Raw genomic sequence first — 22,174 nt, forward strand, 5'->3', positions numbered from 1 at the left:
TCATTTCTCGGGAGTCTTCTTCCGGTACTGGTCGAAGATCAGATTCTGCTCGGGGAAGGTCCGCCCGTGCTTCATCGCATCCTCGGTATCTGCCTTGATGTCGCTGTCGATCCAGTGGACGTAGCTGGTATCCGCCTCGTTCGTGAGACGGACATTGAAATTGTCCGGCCAGCGCACCCAGCGCCAATATCCCACGCGGAAGAAGGGACGCTCGTAGGAGGGCACCCAGATGGCCCGGTCGTTCATGATCTCTTCGATCTTCCAGCTCGAATCCTTGATGCTTTCCAAGCTGCGGGCGGCGCGGTTTTCCTCCAGGATGGGATCCACGCTGGAATCGGAGAACACGGAGATGTTGTTCGTCATCGGACGCGGCTTGTCCGATCCCGGTTCATAGGCTTCCGAGGAATGGAACTGCTGGAAGTAGTCCGGGAAGGGAGGCGTCAATTGCCATCCAGTGAACGCGATCTCATGCTCCTTCCGCAGGACCTTCTGGAAGGACGCCGTGCCGTCCATCCCCTCCAGCTTGTATTCGACTCCGCAGCGGAGCGCCTCTTCCTTGATGCGCAGCATAATGGGATCGATGATGGGATGCTTGGAGAAATTGATCGTGAATGAAAGCCGCTGTCCCTGCGCGTTTTCCAACACTCCATCCGCGCCAGCCTTGGTGAACCCGGCACGTGCGAAGGCTTCGCGTGCGAGATGGATCGAGAAAGGCCGGGTGCGGACGTTCGGGTTCGAAAACTCCCCGAACCCGGCGCAGAGAAGATTGAGTCGCTCTCCATCGCCGCGCAGGTCCATCTCGATGACCTTCTCGAAATTCGAGGCATGCTGGAGCCCGATCCGGATGTCCTGGTTCGAAAGCAAGGGGCGGCTGAGATTGAAATAGAGGCCCCGGGAAATCGCCGGGTATTCGTTGTAGAACGTGGCCTTCTCGATATAGCCGTCGAAGACCTGCGGCACTTCGGTCTTTTCGTACCACTTCTTAGCATCGTTGAGCAGATAGCAATCGACTTCTCCGCGGAGGAAGAGCTGGAAGACTTTCTCCTCATCCCGCACCAGAGTGTATTCAATGCGATCGGCATTGAAGCGGTTGCGATAGAATTTCTTGTCCTTCGCCCACCAGTCTTTCACCCGGGTCATGGCGATCGAACGTCCCTTGTCGATGTCCTCCTCGCGGATCTTGTAGGCTCCGGTGGTGGGGCGGGGACGCCAGTTGTAGCGCTTCTCGAAATCCGGTCCGAACTCGCGGTAGAAGTCCTCCTGAAAGGCATAGACCCCTGCCTGCGCCGCCGCCAATGGTTTCGGGTAAGCCAAGCGAATGCACAAGTAATCGTCCCCATAGGTGGCGATGCCCCAATACTGTTCTCCGAAATACGTGCGGTAGTATGGCTCGGTCAGATAGCGGGAAAGGTAGACGTAGAAGGTCATCATGAAGTCGCCGGACTTCACCTTTTTCCCGTCCGACCAACGTGCGTCCTTGTCGATGTGGTAGTAGATTGTCTGCCCGTCGGCAGCCACCGACCATCGGTCCGAGACACCCGGCATGACCCGTGCGGTGTCCGGGTGGAATGACGTCAGACCGATCTCGATGTCATCCCAGTGGCAGTTCCGGAAGGAATTGTTCGCCTCGGCTCCCACGCATCGGATCGTCGGCGGATAGGTGTTTCCTTGGATGATGTTATGATAGGTGCCTCCTTTCTTCGCCTTGGGCGAGCCCAGATCGGGCTGCTCCTGGCCATCCTCCCATTGCAGATCCTTCGGCAGATCGGCCTCGGTGAAAACCTCGAAGTATTTCGGCCGCTCCAGATGGTGGTTCAGCGCATCCGATTCGCTCTTCTTGTCCTTCCGCTCCGGATCAGGAAGGTCCTTTGCCAGGGCGGCATCGAGCTCGGCACGGCGGTCCTGAAGCTTTTTCAGCACCTCGGCATTGTAGCGTTCGTAAAAGGCGATGCGCTCGGCGGTATTGTCATAGGCGGCCTCGCCCGAACCAGCCTGACGCTGGCACGATGACAAGACGGCCGTGAAGACAACCGCGACAAAAACAAGGAGCGGACGCATCATCGGTAGGTGGTGAATTTCTTCGGATCGAAAGCCTCGCGGATCGCTTCTCCCACGAAGGTGACCAGAATGAGCAAGCCCACCATGACCACGAACACCGAGGTCACGATCCATGGCGAGGTGAGGTTCGACGTCCCGTCATCCAGCACGCGGCCCCAGCTCGGATACCGGTCCGGGAGGCCGAAGCCGAGGAAGTCCATCGCGGTAAGAGAGGTGGTCAGGCCCGCCACACTGAAGGGCAAAAGGGTTACGATCGGGGAAAGGGCGTTCGGAAGGATGTGCCGGAAAATCACACGAATGGTACCCGCACCCTGTACCCGCGCCGCCGCCACATAGTCGCGCGCCTTTTCCTTGTAGGTGGAGGTCCGGAGATAGGTGGCGACATACATCCAGGAAAAGAAGCAGTAGATCAGCAGGATATTCGCGAGCTGGATGTTGTCCCGGCCGAGGTTCGCCGTGATGATCATCACCACCAGCAGGAATGGCACATTGGACAGCACCTCGATCACCCGCTGGAGGATCAGGTCGAACCAACCGCCGAAGTAGCCGGACAACCCGCCGAGAATGATGCCAATGCCGTAAGTGAGCACCAGATAGAAGACGGAGGCCTTGAAGATCACCTGAAGTCCTCCGAACATTTGCGCCGCGATATCCCAGCCCTTGGAGTCGGTGCCGAGATAATGCCGGGCCTTCATCGTCGGCGGCGCGGGCGGGAAGATTTCCTCGATCCATTGCCCGGTGGGCAGTTCGGCCGTCCCTTCCGGAGCGGTGGTGCTTTCCCTGACACCCTGCTTCCACACTTCGCGCCCGAGGAATTCCTGGCCAGTTCCGTAAAGCAACGCATTCCCATCCCGTACGCCCTTCCGGAAACGGGACACGACGACTTTCTCGTCAGCGGCTTCCGCCCGGAATTTCACGGCTTGTCCGTTGTAAGGTTCCGTTTCTCCCGGGCGGTAAAGCTTTCCATCCGTTTCCACGAGAGGCCGCTGGACCACATCGTCTGAATCGAAAGTAGGGTCCCACGGAATGGGCGCCAGAATCACGCGGTTGCCGCCCCCCTCCTTGGAGAACTTCTCATGGAGTTCGCGATAATTGGTTTCCTGATCGTCGGAACCGCCGAACTCCCGCTCCGTGAAAATCTTCTGCACGAAGGCCGGGAATACCCAGTGTCCGTCGTGCTTGACGGCCAGTGCCCGCTTGCCCACCAGCACCTGATCCAGCAGTGCCACGAACAGCAGGATCACGAGAATGCGGAAAGACAACCACCCACGCCCGATCGACCGGAAGCGGCTGAATTTCCGGAGCGTGAGCGGATTCCACTGAAAGCCGCCGCCAAACACGATCATCAGAAGACCGGCAAGGGCGAGTCCCAGACAGATCGCGTGACCAATCCAGTTCTTGATCGGCCGGGCCTCACCAAACCAGGTCACCGGCTCTGCGGCGAAAGAGAAAAACCACCGTAGCGACGGCAAAGCCAGGCCGGCTTCATAGCCAACCGCCGCCCCGATCGCCGTGATAAGCAGCAACAGCCCGAGTTTGCGGGGAAAGGTCATTTGAAAGTCACTCGGGGATCAACTAGGGCCACGCACAGGTCGGACAGGATGTTTCCGATCAGCAGCAGGGTGGATGAGATGAAGAGCACGCCCATCATGAGAGGTTCATCACGCTCGAGGATCGCATTGAACTGGAGCAGTCCGAAACCGTTGATGTCAAAAACCCGTTCGATCAACATGGACCCAGCCACAAGCAGCGAAACATTGTTTCCGAAGGTGGTGGCGATGGGGATCAGTGAATTGCGGAACGCATGTCGGAACACCGCCGATGGGAATGATACCCCCTTGGCCGTGGCGGTCCGCACGTAATCGGCCGCCAGGTTATCCATCAGGGAGTTCTTCATCAGCATCGTCGTGAGCGCGAAGCTGCCGACCAGATAACAGATGGCGGGCATTGCGGTGTGCTGGTACAGATCCTTGATCTTGCCCGCCAAGGTAAGACTCTCGAAATTGTCTCCGGTGAATCCGCGGATCGGAAACCATCCCAACTTCGCGCCGAGGAAAACGACCATCAGCGAGCCCAGCGCATACCCCGGCACGGCATAGCCCGCGAATACCGCAGCGGAAGTCAAATTATCCAGCCAGGTACGATGCTTGATGGCCTTCACGATTCCCAGCGGCACGCAGATGCCATAGGTGGCGATCAAGCTGATGATGCCGAAGTAGATCGAGACCGGTATCCGGTTCACGATCATCTGCCAGACCGGATCCTGATATTTGGAAGAACTGCCGAGGCTGCCCTGGAGCAATCCATCGTAGCCCTCCCGATAAAGCACGGCACGGTAGCCGATCTCACTGCGGAGCGGAACACCCTGCAGCCATTTTTCCCATCGCTCCGCCTGTTCCTGCGGTGTCCGGATCCGGACCTTCCACCCTGTCAGATCGGCGTCTTTGACGGGTTCGAGAATGGCACTTCCGTCATCCTTGAGGGTTACCTTCGCCTCGAAAACGGTCGCAGGGACGGGGATGATCGCCTCCTTCTGTCCTACCGGGATTTCGACCCCGGTTTTTTCCAAATCACGGGGTTTCAGCCCGAGCCATTCGAAATAGGCGACCATCAATGGCTTGTCGCGGTTGTATTTCTCCTCCTGCTCCAGCACCTGCGCCGGTTTCAAAGAGAACCCGGATTCCGCACGGGTCCGCTTCCCCTCTCCACCTAACAAGCGGGACATGCTCTGCTCCATAGGGCCACCGGGAGCCTTGCGCATGATCAGGAAGACCAGCAGCGTGATCCCCACCAAAGTCGGCGGAATCAGCAGGAGGCGGCGGATGAAATAGGCAGTCAAAGGTGGAATGGAAAAGGCTTCGGCGGTTCTACCCGCCCGTAACGACCATGCAAGTACTGAACCATTCTATCAAATAGATCAGAGAACTCACCAAAAGCGGCACGCAATCCGCTCCCGTTTTCGGCAATTTTGGGAAAAATCCTGTTCCCCAATCCACATTCACCCCGGCAGACTCACGCCCGACATGTTCCGACCGATTGCCGTCCTCGCCCTCTCCACCCTCCTGCTCGCATCCTGCCAGCGGGAAACCCAGGTCGAGCGGGCGAACCGCGAAAAAGTCCTCCTCGTCGGCAACGGTGACGACCCGAAGGCCCTGGACCCGCACCTGGTCACCGGCGTGATCGAATCCAATGTGATCCGGTCCGTGCTGGAAGGGCTGGTCGCAGACGATCCTGAGAAGGACGCCACCTATCGGCCGGGTGCGGCCACCTCGTGGGAACACAACGCGGACTACACCGAGTGGACCTTCCACCTACGACCGGGAGCCACTTGGTCGGACGGCGCCCCGCTGACCGCTCACGACTTCGAGTTCGCCTACCACCGGAACCTCCACCCGGACCTCGCCGCGCCGTATGTGGAAATGCTTTACTTTATCAAGAACGCCGAAGCCTTCAACAAGGGCGAGATCAAGGACTTCAAGGAAGTCGGGATCGCCGTTCCGGATGACTACACCCTCAAGGTGACATTGCGCGAACCGGTGCCCTATCTGCCGGGCGTGACCCGCCACTACAGTTGGTTCCCGGTGCCAAAGCACGTGATCCTCCAGTATGGCAAGATGACCGACCGCCATACCAAATGGACCGAGCCGGGCAACATGGTGTCCAACGGTCCCTTCGTCCTGAAGGAGTGGAAGCTCAACGACCACCTCGAGGTCACCCGCAACCCGCGCTACTGGGATGCCGCAACCGTCAAGCTCAACGGCATCCGTTTCATCCCGATCGAGAATTTCTACTCCGAAACCCGTGCCTTCCTGTCCGGCCAGCTCCACACCGGCTACCAGGTGCCGCCCGATCTGGTGGACAAGTTGAAGGCCGAATACCCGAAAGAACTCCATCAGGAGCCCTATGTCGGCAGCGCCTTCATTCGCATCAATACCACCCGCCCGGGCCTCGACAATCCGAAGGTTCGCATGGCGCTCTCCCTCGCACTCGACCGGAAGGGTCTGTGCGACGCTGTCCTCAAGGGCTACCAGCCTGCTGATACCCTCACTCCGCAAATGGGCGACTACAAACCGGACCCGGTAGTCGGCTCCGATCCGGAAAAAGCCCGCAAGTTGCTGGCGGAAGCCGGCTATCCGGAAGGCCGCGGCTTCCCCCGCTACACCCTGCTTATCCGCAGTGCCGGCGCCCGCACCTCCGCCGAAGCCCTGCAGGCGATGTGGAAACAGCAGCTCGGCATCCTCATCGACATCCAGGCCAAGGACTTCGGCTCCTACATCAGCGCCCAGCAGTCGATGAACTTCGACCTCGCGATCGCCGGATGGATCGGGGACTACCTCGACCCCAGCACCTTCCTCCTGATGTGGACAAAGGACAACGGTAACAACAACACCGGCTGGGCCAGCACGAAGTTCGAGAGCCTCCTCAACGAGGCCGCCCATCAAGCCGATCCCTTGCAGCGCCTCGACAAATTCAGACAGGCCGAGCACCTGCTCATGGATGAGCAACCGATCATTCCTTACGCTTGGCAAGCACGGAACTATCTCCAGCGCCCGGAGATGAAAGGCTGGTATCCCCTGCTGCTGGACAACCATCCGTGGAAGGCCGTCTACCTCGACACTCCCTGATCGCCGCACGCCATGTTTAAGAATATTCTCAACCGGCTGCTTCAGGCCATCGTCGTCCTCTTCGTCCTCTTCACGGTCACGTTCTTCCTGGTGAAGGCGCTGCCCGGCGGACCCTTCCAATCCGAGAAAGCGATCCCGCAGCACATCCGGGCCAGGATGGAGGAGCAGTGGGGACTGCACAAAAGCCTGCCCGAACAATACGGGATCATGCTGAAAAACTACCTCACCGGCAATCCGGGACTGTCCACCCGCCTGGAAGGACGGGAGGTCACGGACGTGATTGCGCAGGCGTTCCCGGTTTCCGTCCAACTCGGAGTCGTGGCGATGTTTGTGGCGGTAACCATCGGCATTCCGGCGGGATGTCTTGCCGCGGCGAAGAAAAACAGCCTGATCGACACCGGCTCCATGGCGGCCGCGATGATCGGCATCTGCCTGCCATCCTTCGTGATCGGACCGCTGTTGGCTGAATTCTTCGGACGAAACTTGCACTGGTTTCCTTCCATGGGCTGGGACCGGACCAATCCCTCGACCTGGATACTTCCCGCAGTGACGCTCGGCTTGGCCTATGCCGCCTATATTTCGCGCCTCACACGCGCCGGCATGCTGGACACCTTGTCCCAGGACTTTGTCCGCACCGCTCGCGCGAAGGGCGTGCCGGGCCTCCAGATCGTCTTCCGCCATTGCCTCCGTGGCGGACTGATCCCCGCCGTCGCCTACCTCGGGCCGGCTTTCGCAGGCATCATTTCCGGCTCGGTGGTGATCGAGACCGTCTTCCAGATCCCAGGTCTTGGACGCCACTTCATCAAGGCCATCGAATCCCGCGACGCTGGAATGATCATGGCTCCGGTCCTGCTTTTCGGCTCTCTCATCATTCTGGCGAACTTCGTCACCGATGTCCTCGCCCTGTGGCTCAATCCGCGTCTGCGGAAGTCGTCCTGATCCCTCGCTCCCGAGATCCATCTTTTGCCCAAGACCATGTCTTCCGCTTCTCCCACCGCCCAGAAGGGCACATCACTCTGGCGTGATGCCTGGCTACGCCTCAGCCACAACCGGGCTGCCGTCGCAGGTCTGGTAGTCCTGATGCTGATCGGCTTGGTCTGTGTCGTCCTGCCTTTCATCCCAAACGCCCTTCAAGACCCGAACGCTCTGAATCTCCCGAGCAAGAACCTCCCGCCTACCAGTTCACACTGGTTCGGCACCGACCAGCTCGGCCGAGATATCTTCGCACGGGCGGTGTTCGGCGGACGCATCTCCATTCTGGTCGCCCTGATCACCACGTTCGTCTCGGTTTCCATCGGCATCGTCTGGGGCTCCGCCGCCGGCTATGTCGGCAGCAAGGTGGATGCGACCATGATGCGTATCGTGGACATCCTCTTCGCGCTGCCGTTTCTGGTCATCGTGATCCTTTTGTCCGTCGTGCTGACCCCTCGGACCAACCTCTTGACTGAAGCGATCGTCAACATGGTCGCAGGAAACCAGGCGAGCATGCCGGAACTCGACAAGGTACGGACGTGGGTGGAACCCATCACCTCGCTGGTTCCTCTCTTCATCGCCATCGGCGCGCTGTCATGGCTCACCGTTTCCCGCATCGTGCGCGCACAGGTGCAGAGCGTGGCGAAGCTCGATTTCGTGGAAGCCTGCCGCTCGCTCGGTCTCGGCCACCTGCGCATCCTCTTCCGCCACATCCTGCCAAACACCCTCGGCCCGATCATCGTCTATACCACGCTGACGATTCCGGGCATCATGCTTTTCGAAGCCACGCTCTCGTTCCTCGGCCTTGGCGTGAAGGCCCCGAACAGTTCATGGGGCGTGCTGATCCAGGAAGGAGCGAACGTGATGTTCTCGAATCCCTGGCCGCTGTTCTTCCCGTCCGTGCTGTTCTCGCTGACGCTGTTCTCTCTGAACTTCCTCGGCGATGGCCTGCGCGACGCGCTCGACCCGAAGTCCGCGAAGTGATGCGTGGCGGCGGTTTCCAACCGCCGCCACTATCAAACCAAACGCCGCACCACCGCCTGCTCCGGCAGGCTGCAATGGTCGGCCTTGCCAAACCAGTGGTAGCGGTTGCGGGCGATCCAACGATAAAGCGCGTCCAGCCATCGCTTCGGCACGATCGCGAGCACCAACGCGAGGTTGAAAGGAAAACCCAGCGCCCGCATCAGCTCCAGCCAGCCGGAGCTGTGATGGAACGCTTTCCCATCGCTTTCGCGGAACACCACCATGGTGTCATCCGCGGGATCTTCATGCATGGTGATGCCCTTCGACTTCGCAAGCTCTCCTTGCAGCGGGGAAAGGCGGACGCGGTCATGCCAATCCAACCGCGCCAGCAACCGGATGCTGCCGGAGCAGAAGGCGCATTCGCCGTCGAAGAACACGATCCATTTCACCCCATCACTTTTTGCGCTTCCGGCATGCGGCGCAACACCGGATGTTAGCTCCCATGGAGCCCGCCCGCATCCAGGATCTGCCAACCGCCGAGCGCCCGCGCGAGAAGCTCGCCCATTTCGGACCAGCCGCGCTCGACAATGCGGAGTTGCTGGCGCTCTTCATCCGCACTGGCACCAAGGGCCGCAGTGCGATTCAGATCGGCCGGGATCTGCTTCAGAAATACGGCTCCATCGGTGCCCTGGGGCGAATGCCGGTCACCGCATTGGCGAAGGAAAAGGGACTCGGCCTCGCGAAGGCATCACAACTGGCGGCGGCCTTCGAACTCGGTGCGCGGGTGGCACGCGAACAGGTCCATCTCACGCCGCTGGATTCACCGGAACGAATCTATGATTTTCTCGCTCCGCAACTCGGTCACCAAACACAGGAACATCTCGTCGTGCTACTGGTGGACACCCGGCTGCACCATGCGGGCACGATTTCCATTTCGATGGGCACGGTGAATGAAACCATCGCCCACCCGCGGGACATCCTGCGTCCGGCACTCACCCATGGCGCCTACGGCTTCATCCTCGCACACAACCACCCCTCCGGTGATCCGCGCCCGAGCGGAGCGGATGAAACGATGACACGGCGCATTCAAGAAGCCGCGGAGTTGATGCAACTCCGCTTCCTCGATCACATCATCATCGGGCGGCCGTCGCCTGCACGGCAGGCATGGTTTTCATTCCGTGAAGCGGGCGTGATCCGCTGACTCAGATCGCCTTCACCAGATCCGACTTCGCGGCCGGAATGGCGAGGTGTTCCGGTCCGAGCTCAAGCCCCTTGGCCGCTCGGACATCGCTGTCCACCGCATCCATGATGTCGAGTTCCGGGCGGAAGTCGGCGGCGTGGTAGGAGCTGCGCACCAGCGGGCCGCTGGCGACGTGCTTGAAACCTTTTTCCAGCGCGATGACCTTCAGTTCATCGAACACGGCGGGCTCGATGTACTCCACCACCGGCAGGTGCTTCGGCGTCGGGCGGAGATACTGGCCGAGCGTGAGCACGGTCACATCATGGGCGAGCAGATCGTCCATCGCCTGGAGGATTTCCTCACGGCGTTCGCCAAGGCCCAGCATGATGCCGCTCTTCGTCGCCACGCGGCCGCTCACCATCGCCTTGGCCTTCTTCAGGACGGCCAGCGAGCGGTGATACTTCGCACGGGAACGCACCAGCGGAGTGAGCCGCTCGACGGTTTCCAGGTTGTGGTTGAAGATGTGCGGACGGGCGTCCATGACCATCTGGAGGGCCCAGTCGCGGTCATTGAAATCAGGCACCAGCACCTCGATGACGATGCCGGGATTGGTCTCTCGGACGGTCTCAATGGTTCGCTGGAAATGCTCCGCGCCGCCATCCTTGAGATCGTCACGCGCCACCGCGGTGATGACCACGTGTTTCAGGCTCATGCGGCGGGTGGCCTCGGCCACGCGGGCCGGTTCGTCCGATTCGAGGGCGTCCGGACGGGCGGTCTTGACGGCGCAGAAACCACAGGCGCGGGTGCACTTGTCGCCCGCGATCATGAAGGTGGCGGTTCCCTGCCCCCAACACTCCCAGCGGTTCGGGCATTGGGCCTCCTCACAGACGGTGACCAGCTTCAGGTCCTGCACCATGGATTTGGTGGACCAGAACACCGGGTTGTTCGGCAGCCGCACTTTGATCCAGGAGGGCTTCTTCTCCCGGTGCAACGCCGGATCCATCTTCATTTTCGGACCGCAGGCACTCATATCGACGCGCGGAAGCTAGTCCTCCCTCCCCCCCGGGGAAAGCGCAAATATCCAACAAAAGATGCCGGAAGCCCGAACGTTCCGGCCTGCCAGCCCGCTCTCCCCAACCAAATGAAACACAAAGCTTAACGAAAATGCGGACACCGGGAATCCGGCGTCCGCATTTTGGAAAATCACGACTGGAGACCAATCAAGCGGCCTTCTTGCCGCCCTTCGGGGCTTCCGGCTTGGCCGCGGGCTTCTTCTCTTCCTTGGCCGGCTTTTCCTCGGCCTTGAAGTCGCCGGCAGCCCACTTGACGATGCCGTCGAAGGTCTTTTCACCGATGCCCTTGACCAGGATCAGGTCGTCCACGGTCTTGAGCGGACGGGCCGCCTTGATGTTGGCGGCCTTCTTGTCGCCGACACCCGGAATGGCTTCGAGCGCCTTGTCATCGCCGGTGTTGGCGATATCGAGCAGCTTGGCCTTCTGAGGCTCGGTGAGAGTCGCGGAGGACTTCGCGGCATGAGCAAGAAGCTCCTTGTCCGCAGCGGATTCGCCGGGTTTGGCTTCTTCCTTTTTCTTGTCGGCTGCCGGTGCGGCAGGAGCGGCCTTTTTCTCCTTCTTGGTGGAGGTTTCAGCGGGCTTGTCCTTGGCATCCCCTGCCTTGGGCGTCGGGTCCGCCGCGAGGAGGGAGAACATGGAGAGACCCAGGACCGACACGGTGGCAATCACGCGTTTCATGGTGATGATATGGTTGTTTAAACAGTGGAACAAACAGGCTTCCACGCTTGTTAGAGTGAAAGCCCGGAATGCGGAAAACTCAAGGTGTTTCCACACGTCTGCTGGGACGCTGCCACCCGCCCGCCTATTCAACCCAAATCCAGGGTTTTTCAGGCGTAGCGGTCCGGCGAGAGCATCGCCAGATCGTGCTCCGTCTTCTCCCGGTCCACCAGGACGGCCGCGAGCCGACCCGTTTCCGGACCGAGGCTCAGTCCCATCATGGAATGGCCGGTGGCGACCGTCAGATTGGACGCCGCCCGGGTGCGTCCGAGATAGGGCATGCCGTCCGGCGAACAGGGTCGGAAGCCCTGCCACGGCTTGATGCCGTCGAAGTCGGACGGCTTGAATTTCGGGAAATAGTCCGGCAGCGCCTTGAGGATGCCCGCCACCCGGCGTGGCTCGATCTTCTCCTGCTTTCCACTGATTTCCATGGTGCCTCCGACCCGGAGGGAATTCCCCATCGGCGTGACCGCCACGCGGGCCTCGGTGAGCACGGAGCAAAGGGTCGGCAGTTCCACCGGATTCGGGTTGGTCAGGCTGTAGCCCTTGCCCGCCTGCATCGGAATCTTCAGCCCGAGATCGCGCACGAGATCGTCCGACCACGCGCCCCCACAGAGCACGAATTCATCCGCCTCCAGCTCGCCTGCGGGCGTCTGGATCGCACGAAGCCTGCCACCCTCCTTCTTCCAGCCGGTCACCTCGGTATTCCAGCGGAAGGTGCCACCCGCCGCCAGAATGCGGCGCTCCAGCACGGCGATGAATTTCTCCGGAGCCATGTGGCAGTCCTTCGGAAACCACACCGACCCGGCCACATCCATGGTGATCGTGGGATCGACCTTGGCAGTGCCCGCGGCATCCAGCACCTCGGCGGGTACGCCGAGCGCGTTCGCCTTCGCCGCCACGGCCGCCTCTTCATCAAGGCCGTGCTGCGTCTTGCACAACATCAGAAGTCCTTTGGTCACCAGACCGAAATCCTCGCCCTCCGCGGCATATTGGAGATACAGTTCACGGCTGGCGAGATTGAGATCGCGCAGCAACGGTGAAGCCGCCTCCACGTGAGAGCGGGTCGCTGCCTGCATGAACTTGATGCCCCACGACACCAGATCGAGATCGAAGCGCGGCTTGATGTAAAACGGCGACTCCGGATTCCACATCCACTTAAAGCCGAGCGCGACCATCCCGGGCGCGGCGAGTGGAATGAAATGGCTCGGCACTACCATGCCCGCATTGCCGAAGGAACAACCGCTGCGCTGCTGCGGCTGGCGGTCGACCACGGTCACGCGGTGGCCGCGCTTGAGACAGGCTTCCGCCGCGGAGAGACCGATCACGCCTCCGCCGATGATGATGACATGCTTGGACATGAAGATGGAAAAAGGAATCAGACGATGCCTGCACGAAACGGATCCGCAGGATCGAAACAAAGGCGCGCGTCCACCGTGATGAAGGCTGTGCCGCGGATGGTCGGAATGATTTCACCGGCCGCTTGATCGAGCCATTGGAAAGATCCGGTGAAGGAACTGCCCACCACACTCTCCTGGATCCACTCATCGCCTTCATCAAGTTTCCCGTCCGCCGCAAGGCAAGCGAGCTTCGCGCTGGTACCAGTGCCGCACGGCGAGCGGTCGTAAGCTTTCCCCGGACAAAGCACGAAATTCCGCGAGTGGCCGCCGTTCTGGCCGGGACCGAACAACTCGATGTGATCGATCTCCGGATGGCCTTGCGCGTTTGCCGCCACACGGATCTTCCATGTCAACGCCGTGAGCTCCTCGGCGCGGGAAACGCTCAACTCTTCCTGCAACGAGGTGACGAGGTAGAACCAGTTGCCGCTCCACGCTAGATCGCCACGCACTTCGCCGATGCCGGGAACGTCCACCGCGAGATCCTTGATCGTGCGACGGCTCGGCACGTTGGTGATCGCGACCGTGCCGTCCTCGGCCAGCGTGGCAGTGACCACCCCGACCGGCGTATCGATGCGATGCGAACCGGGGCCGATCTTTCCGAGATGCGCGAGCGTCACCACCAGACCGATGGTGCCATGCCCGCACATGCCAAGGTAGCCGACGTTGTTGAAAAAGATCACGCCCGCCACGCAGTCCGGTTCATGCGGCTCGACGAGCAAGGCGCCCACCAGCACATCGGAACCACGCGGCTCCAGCACCACCGAGCGGCGGAACTCATCATGATCCTCACTGAAGCGGACAACGCGATCAGCCAAAGGACCGGTTCCAAGATCCGGACCGTCTTCGATCACGGTGCGGGTCGGCTCGCCGCCGGTGTGGGAGTCGATGACTCGGACGAATTTCATGAAAAGATGAAAATCACTTCTTGGGTTGTTCCTTCTGATCCGCCTGCTGGGGAGGCCAGTGGAATTCCCGCACATGCCCTTCCGGCACGCCTTTCAAATGGGCACGGTCTTCAGGAGCGCGCTTCGAGGGCCGGAGATAACGCCACGGCTTGTCGCCATAGACCTCGGCACAAAGCGCGGCCACCTTCGGATCGTATTCCTTCAGCTCCACGCGCGTGTTGACGTGGTTGTGCTCGTTGTCGTTCTCGCGGTTGTCATCGAACCAACTCTGCGTCGCTTCCGCCCAGTATTCCTGGCGGTTGCTTCCGGCATATTTGCCCTTCCACAGACCAGCCGCCACCGCCGCGTCATAGGACGCCTTGAGGCGCTTGTCGAAAGTCGGGTCCACCGCCTTCATGCCGGTTTCATGGATGGCATGGGCGAACTCATGGATCATGATGTTCTCGGACGAATACGGATCGTCTTTGAACTCGATCAGGTTTTCCTCCGCACAGCTCACACAGGGATTCTCCGGCGTGGCACCCAGCCCACGCGCGCGCCGGTCCCAGTAGGCCTTCGGCGTCAGCTTCGAGTGCTCCGGCACATCGGTGGTGAATTCCGTGGCTGCCATCACCGTGAGGTGGACTTTCGCCTTGGTCATGGCCTCCAGAATATCCTTCCGGCCATCAAGCACGCGACGGATGATCCATGCCGCCTCGCGCAAGGCATCGTCCGCCACCTTGTCGGAACTGACGATCGGGAATCCCTCCACCAGCATCTGGCGCTGGTAGAACGGAGATAAAACCAGGCGCTCCCGCACCGCCGGATCCACCGCGGTGACATCCGCCGGTTCGGCGGAAGCCAATGCGGTGAGAGCGAGCAGGAGCGCCTGGAGTCTCATTGCGTGCAAAGGGTTTGGATTACTTGCGCTTCGGCACCTTCGGCGCGTTGGCGATGCCGTCATGGATGACTTTGAGGACGGCCTTGCGTTCGGCGCCCTTGAGGATGGTGCGCGGAGCGCGGACCCACTCGGTGCCGAGGCCGACTTCCTGGACGCACAGCTTGATGTACTGCACGAACTTGATGTGGACGTCGAGATGAAGCAGCGGTGTGAACCAGCGGTATATCTCCACCGCCTTCTGCCACTCGCCCGCCTGCATCAGCTCCCAGAGATACTGGTTCTGCTCCGGGAAGGCGATGCCGGTGCCGGCCACCCAGCCATCGATGCCAAGCACGGCGCTCTCCAGCGCGAGGTCATCCACACCGGTGAAGATCGCATAACGGCCGCCGATGGTGTTGTGAAGATCGGTCACGCGGCGGGTGTTGCCGGAGCTTTCCTTGAGCGCGACAAAGTTCTTCACGTCCGCCAGCTTCGCGAACATCTCCGGAGTGATGTCGTTCCCATAGCTGATCGGGTTGTTGTAGATCATGATCGGCAGGCCGGTCGACTTCGCCACCGTGCGGAAGTGGAGCATCGTCTCATCCGGATCCGGGGTCTTGTAGTTCATGCCCGGCATCAGCATGTAGCCATCGGCACCCAGCTTCTCACAGTCCTTCACGAAGCGGATGGCCTCCGCGGTGGAGGTCTCCGCAACACCGGAAAGCACCGGCACACGGCCCTTCACCGTCTTCACCATCTCCGCCATCACCAGGCGCTTTTCCTCGGCGGTCATCGACTGGTTTTCACCGAGGGAACCAAGGAAAACGAGACCGCTGATCCCGGACTTGATGAGCACTTCGGTGTGGCGGGCGGTGCCTTCGATATCGAGGGAACCATCCTTGTGCATCTGGGTGGTGATGGCCGGGAAGACCCCACTCCAGGGGCCGGGAGATTTGCGGGAACGGGCGGATGTTGCCATGCCAGCGACCATAGCGCCCCGCCTTCAAGTGGTATTGTCCAAAATACCCTGCGAAAGTGCCAAAATGACACAAGCCATCCGGCCTCGCGCGGTTTATTAAACGAACATGTCACTCCACGGACAATCGCTCATCGCCGGCCGCCGCAGCGCGGGCGGGCAGCCCGTTTTCCAAGCCGTCTCACCACTCGACAGCACCACGCTGGAAGGAAACTTCGCCACCGCCACCGAGGCCGAAGTGAATGAAGCACTGGAAGCCGCGAAGGCCGCTTTCCCAGCCTTCCGCGATGCCGATGGCGAGACCCGCGCGTTGTTCCTCGAAGCGATCGCCGATGGCATCATGGAACTCGGCACGACCTTGATCGACCGCGCCCGCCTCGAAAGCGGCCTGCCGGTTCCACGTCTCGAAGGCGAACGCGGCCGCACCGTCAACCAGCTCCGTATGTTCGCGAAGATCGCCCGCGAAAACTCGTGGTATGACGCGCGCATCGAAACCGCCCAGCCCGACCGCCAGCCGATCCCGAAACCGGACCTGCGCCGCGCGATGCAACCGATCGGCCCGGTGGTGGTCTTCGGCGCCAGCAATTTCCCCCTCGCCTTCTCCGTGGCCGGCGGCGACACCGCCTCTGCTCTCGTCACCGGCAATCCGGTGGTGGTGAAGGCCCACGAAGCGCATCCCGGCACCTCGGAGTTGGTCGGTGAAGTGATCGCCGCCGCCGCCGCAAAAACCGGTCTGCCCGCGGGCGTGTTCTCAATGGTGCAGGGCAATGGCCGCACGGTCGGACCATGGCTGGCGAAGCACCCGGCCACCAGGGCCATCGGCTTCACCGGCTCGCTCGCCGCAGGCCGCGCGCTCTTCGATGCCGCCGCCTCCCGCCCCGATCCGATCCCCGTGTTTGCGGAAATGGGCAGCCTCAATCCCATCGTCCTGCTTCCCGGCACGCTGAAGAGCCGCCCTGCGGAAACCGCCGCGCTGCTGGCCACCTCCGCCACCGCCGGCGCCGGACAATTCTGCACCAAGCCGGGCATCATCATCGCCACGGAGGGCGAAGGCCTCGATGCCTTCCGCACCGCGTTGTCCTCCGCCTTCGCCGCCGTGCCGCCCACCACCATGCTCCACGCAGGCATCGCCGCCACCTACTGTAAATCCAGTAGAAAACTCGCGGAGCACGCCGCGCTCACGATTGTCGGACGCAGCTCCGCGGAGGCCGATACCACCGCCACCCAAGGCAGCGCGCTGATGGTGGAAACCACGGCGGAGAAGTTCCTCGCCCACCCGGAACTCGCGCATGAGGTCTTCGGTCCGTTCTCCACGCTCGTCGTGGCCAAGTCCGCGGATGAAGTCACGGATGTCCTCAGCACGCTCGGCGGCCAGCTCACCGCGTCCATCTTCGGGAATGATGCGGATCTCGCATCCTCGGCACCGCTGGTTTCCCAGCTCTCCGAAATCGCCGGACGCGTGATCATCAATGGCGTGCCAACCGGCGTGGAAGTGAACACCTCCATGCAGCACGGCGGCCCCTGGCCCGCATCGAGCGACGCGCGCTTCACCTCGGTGGGCACCGCGGCGCTTGAAAGATTCGTGCGTCCCGTTTCTTACCAAGGAGCCCCGCAGACCCTCCTGCCCCCAGCATTGCGCGACTGCAATCCGCTTCAGATCGACCGCCTCGTCAACGGCGTCCACACCCGCGAGTCCATCCAATGAAAGCCACCGCCGCCCTCTTCCTGTTCTCCGCCTTGGTCACCGGCCTGCATGCGCAAGGCACCAAGGCCGACTACGACCGCGCCAAGGAATTGGGAGGCAAGGCCCGTTCGCTGGTCACCGATAGCACACCACGCGTGACATGGACGGACACCGGCACCGCGTTCGCACGCACGCGCGACAAGGTGATCGCCATCGATCTCGCCACCGGCAAAACCCGCGCAGCCACCAAAGAAGAAGCCGACCAAGCGAAGATCGTCACCAAGAACGTGCCCGTCCTACCCTTCGGACGCGCGCGTTCCCGCGACAGCTCGGATCAGCAACCGCTGGAAATCCGCAACGAAACCAACGAAACGATCGGCATCAACTGGATCGACAGCCGCGGCGAAAGCAAATCCTACGGCACCATCGATCCCGGCAAAAGCGCGACCCAGTCCACCTACTCCGGGCATGTCTGGAGCATCACCGATCGCGAGGGAAAGCCTTTCGCCATGGTCCGCACCCCGGACTATCCCGGCGTGGTCCGTATCACCGGCAGACCGGCGGAAGCATCTCCGCGCGAGCGACGTTCCGAGCGCCGCTCGACCAGCGGCCGGGTATCCCCCGATGGAAAGACGGAAGCTTATGTCCAAGGCGGCAACACGCTGGTGATCCGTCCGCTGCCGGATGGCACGCCGGCCAATGCCACCGTGCTGTCCCCGGGCGAGCGCTTCGACAACGAGACGGACTGGTCTCCGGACTCGACCCGCTTCGTGATCTCCAGCGCCAAGGATGTTTCCGTGCGCCAGGTCACGTTGGTACAGTCCTCTCCAAAGGACCAGTTGCAGCCGAAGGTCGAGAAGATCGACTACGTGAAACCCGGCGATCCGATCCGCCAGCCCTTCCCGCGGCTCTATGACGCCGCCGCCAAAAAGGAAATCCCGGTGGATCATGCGTTGTTCCCGAATCCCTGGGAGATCAAGGAGCTCACGTGGGCAGCGGACTCCAGCGAATTCATGTTCGTCTACAACCAGCGCGGCCACCAGCTCATGCGCATCCTCGGCGTCAATGCGAAGGACGGCAAGGTGCGGGTGATTCACGAGGACAAGACCGACACCTTCATCGACTACTCACAGAAGTTCTACTTCCGTCACCTCCCGGAAACGAAGGAGATCCTGTGGATGTCCGAGCGCGACGGCTGGAACCACCTCTACCTGATCGATACCGCCAACGGCCGCATCAAGAACCAGATCACCAGGGGCCAATGGAACGTCCGGGAGATCGTGGATGTGGATGCCACCAAGCGCACGATTCTCTTCAAAGCCCTTGGCACTATTCCCGGGCAAGACCCCTACTACACTCACTTCGCGCGGGTGAACTTCGACGGCAGCGGCCTGATGCGTCTCACCGAATCGAACGGCGATCATCGCATCACCTTCTCTCCGGATCAGAAGCATCTCATCGATACCTGGTCGCGCATGGACCAGCCGCCGGTGACCGAACTGCGGAATGCGGAAACCGGCAAGCTGGTGTGCGAACTCGGACGCGGTGATGACTCCGCCCTTCAGAAAACCGGCTGGAGCCGTGCCGAGCCGCTCTCCGCGAAAGGCCGCGATGGCAAAACCGACATCTACGGCGTACTCATCAAGCCCTCCAACTTCGACCCGGCGAAAAAGTATCCCGTCATCGAGAACATCTATAGCGGACCGCACGATTTCTTCGTTCCGAAACCGTATCACGCCTGGACCCGCATGAACGATCTGGCCGAGCTGGGCTTCATCGTCGTGCAGATCGATGGCATGGGCACCAACTGGCGGAGCAAGACCTTTCACGATGTCGCATGGAAAAACCTCGCCGATGCCGGTCTCCCCGATCACATCGCCTGGATCAAGACCGCCGCCGCCACCCGTCCGTGGATGGACCTGTCCCGCGTAGGCATCTACGGTGGTAGCGCCGGCGGCCAGAACTCGCTCTCCGCAATGTTGCACCATGGCGATTTCTACAAAGCCTGCGTCTCCGACTGCGGCTGCCATGACAACCGCATGGACAAGATCTGGTGGAACGAGGCGTGGATGGGCTGGCCTGTCGATGAAAGCTACACCCGCAACTCCAACGTCACCGACGCCGCGAAACTGCAAGGCAAGCTGATGCTGGTCGTCGGCGAACTGGACCACAACGTCGACCCCGCCTCGACGCTGCAAGTTGCCAACGCCCTCCAAAAAGCGGACAAGGACTTCGAGTTGCTGATCATCACGGGAGCGGACCACGGGGCCGCGGAAACCCCCTATGGCAGCCGCCGCCGGGCGGATTTCTTCGTGCGCAATTTGTTGGGCGTGGAGCCACGGGTGAACTGAGCCGCCATTTTTCTCATTTTTCCGCTACAGAAATCGCGTGGGCGGGTTTCTATTCGTGAATGCGCGCGCCACGCTGGATACTGATCCCCCTCTTCCTTGCAGTTTGCACGGCAGGTGGATACCTGCTTGTCCGTTCGGCCAAGCCGCAGTCAGCCCCGAAGAAGGCCGCGTCCACACCCGAACCGATGGTCTATCATGACTCGGAAGCTCCGGCCTTCCGCAGTGGAGACCGCAAGGAGGCCCGGCCAAAGGGCGACGTGGAGGCGCTTTCAAAAGGCGCTCTCGCCGGACAACGTTCCGTCACTTTCAAGGATCGCGCCTCCATGGAGGCTTTCCTCGAGAAAATCAAAGGCAAGGGGATCGCCGTCATGGGCCGTCTCGATGCGATCAACACCCTGCGCCTTGGATTCCTGAGCGCGGACGAACTGGCCTCCGTGCTCGATGGCTCGGAAAAAACCGGTTTCATTTTCCCGGTAATGGTGCCGGGTCTTCCCGAAGGCAGTATCCAGCCGGGAGCCGTACCGCTCGGCAATCGCTTGGCGGAATGGCTCGGAATCGCCGGCTACGACCGGTCCACCTGGGGCAAAGGCTTGAACGTGGCCGTGCTGGATACGGGCATCTCCACCATGGCCTCGTTTTTCGGCAAGGTGAACCAGAGCGCGCTGGTGGATTTCTCCGCGGATGCCAGCGGGCTCAACGGGCACGGCACCGCGGTCGCCTCGATTATCAACGGCATCGCTCCCGAGGCGAACATCCTCTCCTACCGCATCGCCGACGACAATGGCATGTCCAACAGCGGACTGATCGCAGAGGGCATTCTCAAGGCCGTGGCGGATGGAGCCTCCGTCATCAATATTTCCCTCGGTGGCTTCGGTGACAGCCTGGTCCTGCGGCAGGCGGTGGAATACGCCCAACAGCATGGCGTGGCGATCGTGGCAGCCACCGGCAACAACGGCATCGACCAGATCGCGCAGCCGGCCTCCATCAGCGGCGTCATCGGCGTGGGTGCCGTCGATGCGAATGGCGATCACCTGCTGTTCTCCAACACCGGCAAGCAGATCTCCTCGGTGGCTCCGGGCTATGGAGTGGCCGCGGAAGGCGTGGATGGATCGGTCATCTATTTCAGCGGCACCTCGGCCAGCGCCCCGATTGAAACCGGTGCCCTGCTCGCCGCGATGTCCAACAGCGTGCTCTCCGGCAACCTGTCCTCCGGCGATGCATCCGCCCTTCTCACCTCCCTGCTGGACGAGTCCGGAGCTCCGGGATTCGACACCCAGTATGGCAATGGCGCCGTTGACCTGGGCCGGGTGATGATCAGCGGAACGCGCAATCTCACGGACGCCGCCATGGCCTCCCAATGGGTGACCACCAACGAAAACGGCCAGCAGATTCTCCAGATCACCGTCCAGAACCGCGGTACCAATACCCTCACCAACGTGCCGGTGATGGTGAATACGCCGGATGGCACCGCATCGTTCAATGTCGGCTCGCTCGGACCGACCGCGATCCAGACCTTCGAGGTTCCGATCCGTGTGACCGATTCGGCGATGACCTTCCAGTCGTCGATTGGAAATGCCGGTGGCCAAAAGGACATCAATACGGCAAACAATAGCCGCAGAGATGTCTATACGCCTGCCTCGGCCCAGTAGCCTGCTGCTCTGTCTCGCGCTCGTTTCCTGCGCCAAGGAACCGGCCGCATCCGCGGTCGTGAATGCACCTCCGTTCAACCAGCTCACGGTTTCCGGAAACGCCTGTGGCCCGGCGGCACTGCTGAACTCCTTTCGCCACGGGAACGCCGGATGGCGGGCCTTGGCCGATACGCTGCCCGGCGACAGCGACGAGAGCCGCCTGAGCTACACCATACGGGCCTATGGACTCCGGCCATCCGCTCACTTGCGCGGCCGAACCCGATGGTCGCGCGCGGGTATCAATGTAACGGATCTCACGAACCTGGGGAACGATCTGGCCGCCACCAGGCTTCTCCCCTCCTTGCGGAATGAAGTACTTTTGCCCCGCGCCGGGGAATCATCCGATCATTTGGCCGGGCGGGTGCGGGATACGCTTTCCACCTCGCTCTCGCATGGCCTGCCACCGGTGGTGAGCATACGACGGCAGGCGTTGCGAAACGGCGCATGGATCACGGTGGAAAGTCATTTCATCACGGTGTTGCGGGTAGGAGCAGTCGACCCAACCGGGATACAAATCGACTACATCGATCCGTGGGGCGGACGAAAATGCGTAGGCCACCTCGGGATCCCATCCGAATCAGCCTTGGGACTTGAAGCTGATCTACCCGCCACACCTGTGGGCAGGAGATTGGTACATGCAGGTGAAAAAACCCTCGTCACCGTCTCCGCAGTCATCGGCAGATGGTGATCCTCGTACGTAGTTCCGGCCTTCAGGCGGCGGAA

General features: G+C 61.4%; 18 protein-coding genes. 8 read left to right on the forward strand and 10 right to left on the reverse strand.

Features of this window, described 5'->3' with window-relative positions:
- The 3 genes from KBB96_RS12435 to KBB96_RS12445 are packed head-to-tail and all read right to left on the reverse strand — an operon-like array spanning position 1 to position 4,897.
- Positions 1–2,061 (reverse strand): ABC transporter substrate-binding protein, encoded by a 2,061-nt coding sequence (locus tag KBB96_RS12435; RefSeq protein ID WP_211629768.1) that lies wholly within the window; start codon positions 2,059–2,061, stop codon positions 1–3.
- Positions 2,058–3,611, reverse strand: coding sequence for an ABC transporter permease subunit (locus tag KBB96_RS12440; protein WP_211629769.1), 1,554 nt, complete (start codon positions 3,609–3,611; stop codon positions 2,058–2,060). Before KBB96_RS12440 ends, KBB96_RS12435 begins: the two co-directional genes overlap by 4 nt.
- Entirely contained in the window at positions 3,608–4,897 is a 1,290-nt protein-coding gene (locus KBB96_RS12445) for an ABC transporter permease subunit (RefSeq protein WP_211629770.1), read from the reverse strand. Before KBB96_RS12445 ends, KBB96_RS12440 begins: the two co-directional genes overlap by 4 nt.
- 184 nt (positions 4,898–5,081) lie before the next feature.
- Between KBB96_RS12445 and KBB96_RS12450 the strand changes: the two genes are divergently transcribed.
- From KBB96_RS12450 to KBB96_RS12460, 3 genes are read left to right on the forward strand one after another with little or no spacing between them, the layout of a single operon-like run.
- Positions 5,082–6,683, forward strand: coding sequence for a peptide ABC transporter substrate-binding protein (locus KBB96_RS12450; protein ID WP_211629771.1), 1,602 nt, complete (start codon positions 5,082–5,084; stop codon positions 6,681–6,683).
- Between the two features lie 12 nt (positions 6,684–6,695).
- On the forward strand, positions 6,696–7,622 hold the full coding sequence (locus tag KBB96_RS12455; protein ID WP_211629772.1) for an ABC transporter permease: 927 nt from the start codon (positions 6,696–6,698) through the stop codon (positions 7,620–7,622).
- Positions 7,623–7,658: 36 nt separating this feature from the next.
- On the forward strand, positions 7,659–8,639 hold the full coding sequence (locus KBB96_RS12460; protein ID WP_211629773.1) for an ABC transporter permease: 981 nt from the start codon (positions 7,659–7,661) through the stop codon (positions 8,637–8,639).
- Positions 8,640–8,671: 32 nt separating this feature from the next.
- Here KBB96_RS12460 and KBB96_RS12465 read toward each other — a convergent pair whose 3' ends face one another.
- On the reverse strand, positions 8,672–9,067 hold the full coding sequence (locus KBB96_RS12465) for a thiol-disulfide oxidoreductase DCC family protein (protein WP_211629774.1): 396 nt from the start codon (positions 9,065–9,067) through the stop codon (positions 8,672–8,674).
- Between the two features lie 53 nt (positions 9,068–9,120).
- Here KBB96_RS12465 and radC point away from each other — a divergent pair, with 53 nt between their 5' ends.
- Positions 9,121–9,819, forward strand: a complete 699-nt coding sequence (radC, locus tag KBB96_RS12470; RefSeq protein WP_211629775.1) for a RadC family protein — start codon at positions 9,121–9,123, stop codon at positions 9,817–9,819.
- A 1-nt stretch (position 9,820) separates the two neighbouring features.
- Here the strand turns inward: radC and lipA are convergent, their stop codons facing one another.
- The 6 genes from lipA to KBB96_RS12500 all read right to left on the reverse strand — a co-directional run bounded on the left by lipA (position 9,821) and on the right by KBB96_RS12500 (position 15,731).
- A complete protein-coding gene (gene lipA / locus KBB96_RS12475; RefSeq protein WP_264176974.1) occupies positions 9,821–10,807 on the reverse strand; it encodes a lipoyl synthase in 987 nt (328 codons plus the stop codon).
- Positions 10,808–11,018: 211 nt separating this feature from the next.
- The gene (locus KBB96_RS12480; protein ID WP_211629777.1) at positions 11,019–11,549 is read right to left on the reverse strand and encodes a ComEA family DNA-binding protein; all 531 of its coding nucleotides are present in this window, start codon (positions 11,547–11,549) and stop codon (positions 11,019–11,021) included.
- A 149-nt stretch (positions 11,550–11,698) separates the two neighbouring features.
- Positions 11,699–12,949 (reverse strand): NAD(P)/FAD-dependent oxidoreductase, encoded by a 1,251-nt coding sequence (locus tag KBB96_RS12485; protein ID WP_211629778.1) that lies wholly within the window; start codon positions 12,947–12,949, stop codon positions 11,699–11,701.
- 17 nt (positions 12,950–12,966) lie between these two features.
- A complete protein-coding gene (locus KBB96_RS12490; RefSeq protein WP_211629779.1) occupies positions 12,967–13,893 on the reverse strand; it encodes a proline racemase family protein in 927 nt (308 codons plus the stop codon).
- Positions 13,894–13,906: 13 nt separating this feature from the next.
- Positions 13,907–14,773, reverse strand: coding sequence for a hypothetical protein (locus KBB96_RS12495; protein WP_211629780.1), 867 nt, complete (start codon positions 14,771–14,773; stop codon positions 13,907–13,909).
- Positions 14,774–14,792: 19 nt separating this feature from the next.
- Positions 14,793–15,731 (reverse strand): dihydrodipicolinate synthase family protein, encoded by a 939-nt coding sequence (locus KBB96_RS12500; RefSeq protein ID WP_226373535.1) that lies wholly within the window; start codon positions 15,729–15,731, stop codon positions 14,793–14,795.
- Positions 15,732–15,837: 106 nt separating this feature from the next.
- Here KBB96_RS12500 and KBB96_RS12505 point away from each other — a divergent pair, with 106 nt between their 5' ends.
- From KBB96_RS12505 to KBB96_RS12520, 4 genes are all read left to right on the forward strand, one after another.
- The gene (locus KBB96_RS12505) at positions 15,838–17,433 is read left to right on the forward strand and encodes an aldehyde dehydrogenase (NADP(+)) (protein WP_211629782.1); all 1,596 of its coding nucleotides are present in this window, start codon (positions 15,838–15,840) and stop codon (positions 17,431–17,433) included.
- Complete coding sequence (locus KBB96_RS12510) at positions 17,430–19,763, forward strand: DPP IV N-terminal domain-containing protein (protein WP_211629783.1); 2,334 nt, start codon at positions 17,430–17,432, stop codon at positions 19,761–19,763. Before KBB96_RS12505 ends, KBB96_RS12510 begins: the two co-directional genes overlap by 4 nt.
- Positions 19,764–19,822: 59 nt before the next feature.
- Positions 19,823–21,412 carry a S8 family peptidase gene (locus tag KBB96_RS12515; RefSeq protein WP_211629784.1) on the forward strand — a complete coding sequence of 530 codons (1,590 nt, stop codon included), beginning with the start codon at positions 19,823–19,825 and terminating at the stop codon, positions 21,410–21,412.
- Positions 21,413–21,572: 160 nt separating this feature from the next.
- Positions 21,573–22,139: a hypothetical protein gene (locus KBB96_RS12520; RefSeq protein ID WP_211629785.1), complete on the forward strand. Its 567-nt coding sequence runs from the start codon at positions 21,573–21,575 to the stop codon at positions 22,137–22,139.
- Positions 22,140–22,174: the final 35 nt, after the last annotated feature.

Source organism: Luteolibacter ambystomatis, from assembly GCF_018137965.1.
Classification (GTDB): Bacteria; Verrucomicrobiota; Verrucomicrobiia; order Verrucomicrobiales; family Akkermansiaceae; genus Luteolibacter; species Luteolibacter ambystomatis.

Bases quoted from the DNA above. Each gene is read 5' to 3' on its own strand.
- KBB96_RS12480 (WP_211629777.1), bottom strand. From the start codon at position 11,549: ATGAAACGCGTGATTGCCACCGTGTCGGTCCTGGGTCTCTCCATGTTC.
- KBB96_RS12495 (WP_211629780.1), bottom strand. From the start codon at position 14,773: ATGAGACTCCAGGCGCTCCTGCTCGCTCTCACCGCATTGGCTTCCGCC.
- lipA (WP_264176974.1), bottom strand. From the start codon at position 10,807: ATGAAGATGGATCCGGCGTTGCACCGGGAGAAGAAGCCCTCCTGGATC.
- KBB96_RS12500 (WP_226373535.1), bottom strand. From the start codon at position 15,731: ATGGCAACATCCGCCCGTTCCCGCAAATCTCCCGGCCCCTGGAGTGGG.
- KBB96_RS12515 (WP_211629784.1), top strand. From the start codon at position 19,823: ATGCGCGCGCCACGCTGGATACTGATCCCCCTCTTCCTTGCAGTTTGC.
- KBB96_RS12485 (WP_211629778.1), bottom strand. From the start codon at position 12,949: ATGTCCAAGCATGTCATCATCATCGGCGGAGGCGTGATCGGTCTCTCC.
- KBB96_RS12490 (WP_211629779.1), bottom strand. From the start codon at position 13,893: ATGAAATTCGTCCGAGTCATCGACTCCCACACCGGCGGCGAGCCGACC.
- KBB96_RS12455 (WP_211629772.1), top strand. From the start codon at position 6,696: ATGTTTAAGAATATTCTCAACCGGCTGCTTCAGGCCATCGTCGTCCTC.
- KBB96_RS12440 (WP_211629769.1), bottom strand. From the start codon at position 3,611: ATGACCTTTCCCCGCAAACTCGGGCTGTTGCTGCTTATCACGGCGATC.
- KBB96_RS12435 (WP_211629768.1), bottom strand. From the start codon at position 2,061: ATGATGCGTCCGCTCCTTGTTTTTGTCGCGGTTGTCTTCACGGCCGTC.
- KBB96_RS12510 (WP_211629783.1), top strand. From the start codon at position 17,430: ATGAAAGCCACCGCCGCCCTCTTCCTGTTCTCCGCCTTGGTCACCGGC.
- KBB96_RS12460 (WP_211629773.1), top strand. From the start codon at position 7,659: ATGTCTTCCGCTTCTCCCACCGCCCAGAAGGGCACATCACTCTGGCGT.
- KBB96_RS12450 (WP_211629771.1), top strand. From the start codon at position 5,082: ATGTTCCGACCGATTGCCGTCCTCGCCCTCTCCACCCTCCTGCTCGCA.
- KBB96_RS12505 (WP_211629782.1), top strand. From the start codon at position 15,838: ATGTCACTCCACGGACAATCGCTCATCGCCGGCCGCCGCAGCGCGGGC.
- radC (WP_211629775.1), top strand. From the start codon at position 9,121: ATGGAGCCCGCCCGCATCCAGGATCTGCCAACCGCCGAGCGCCCGCGC.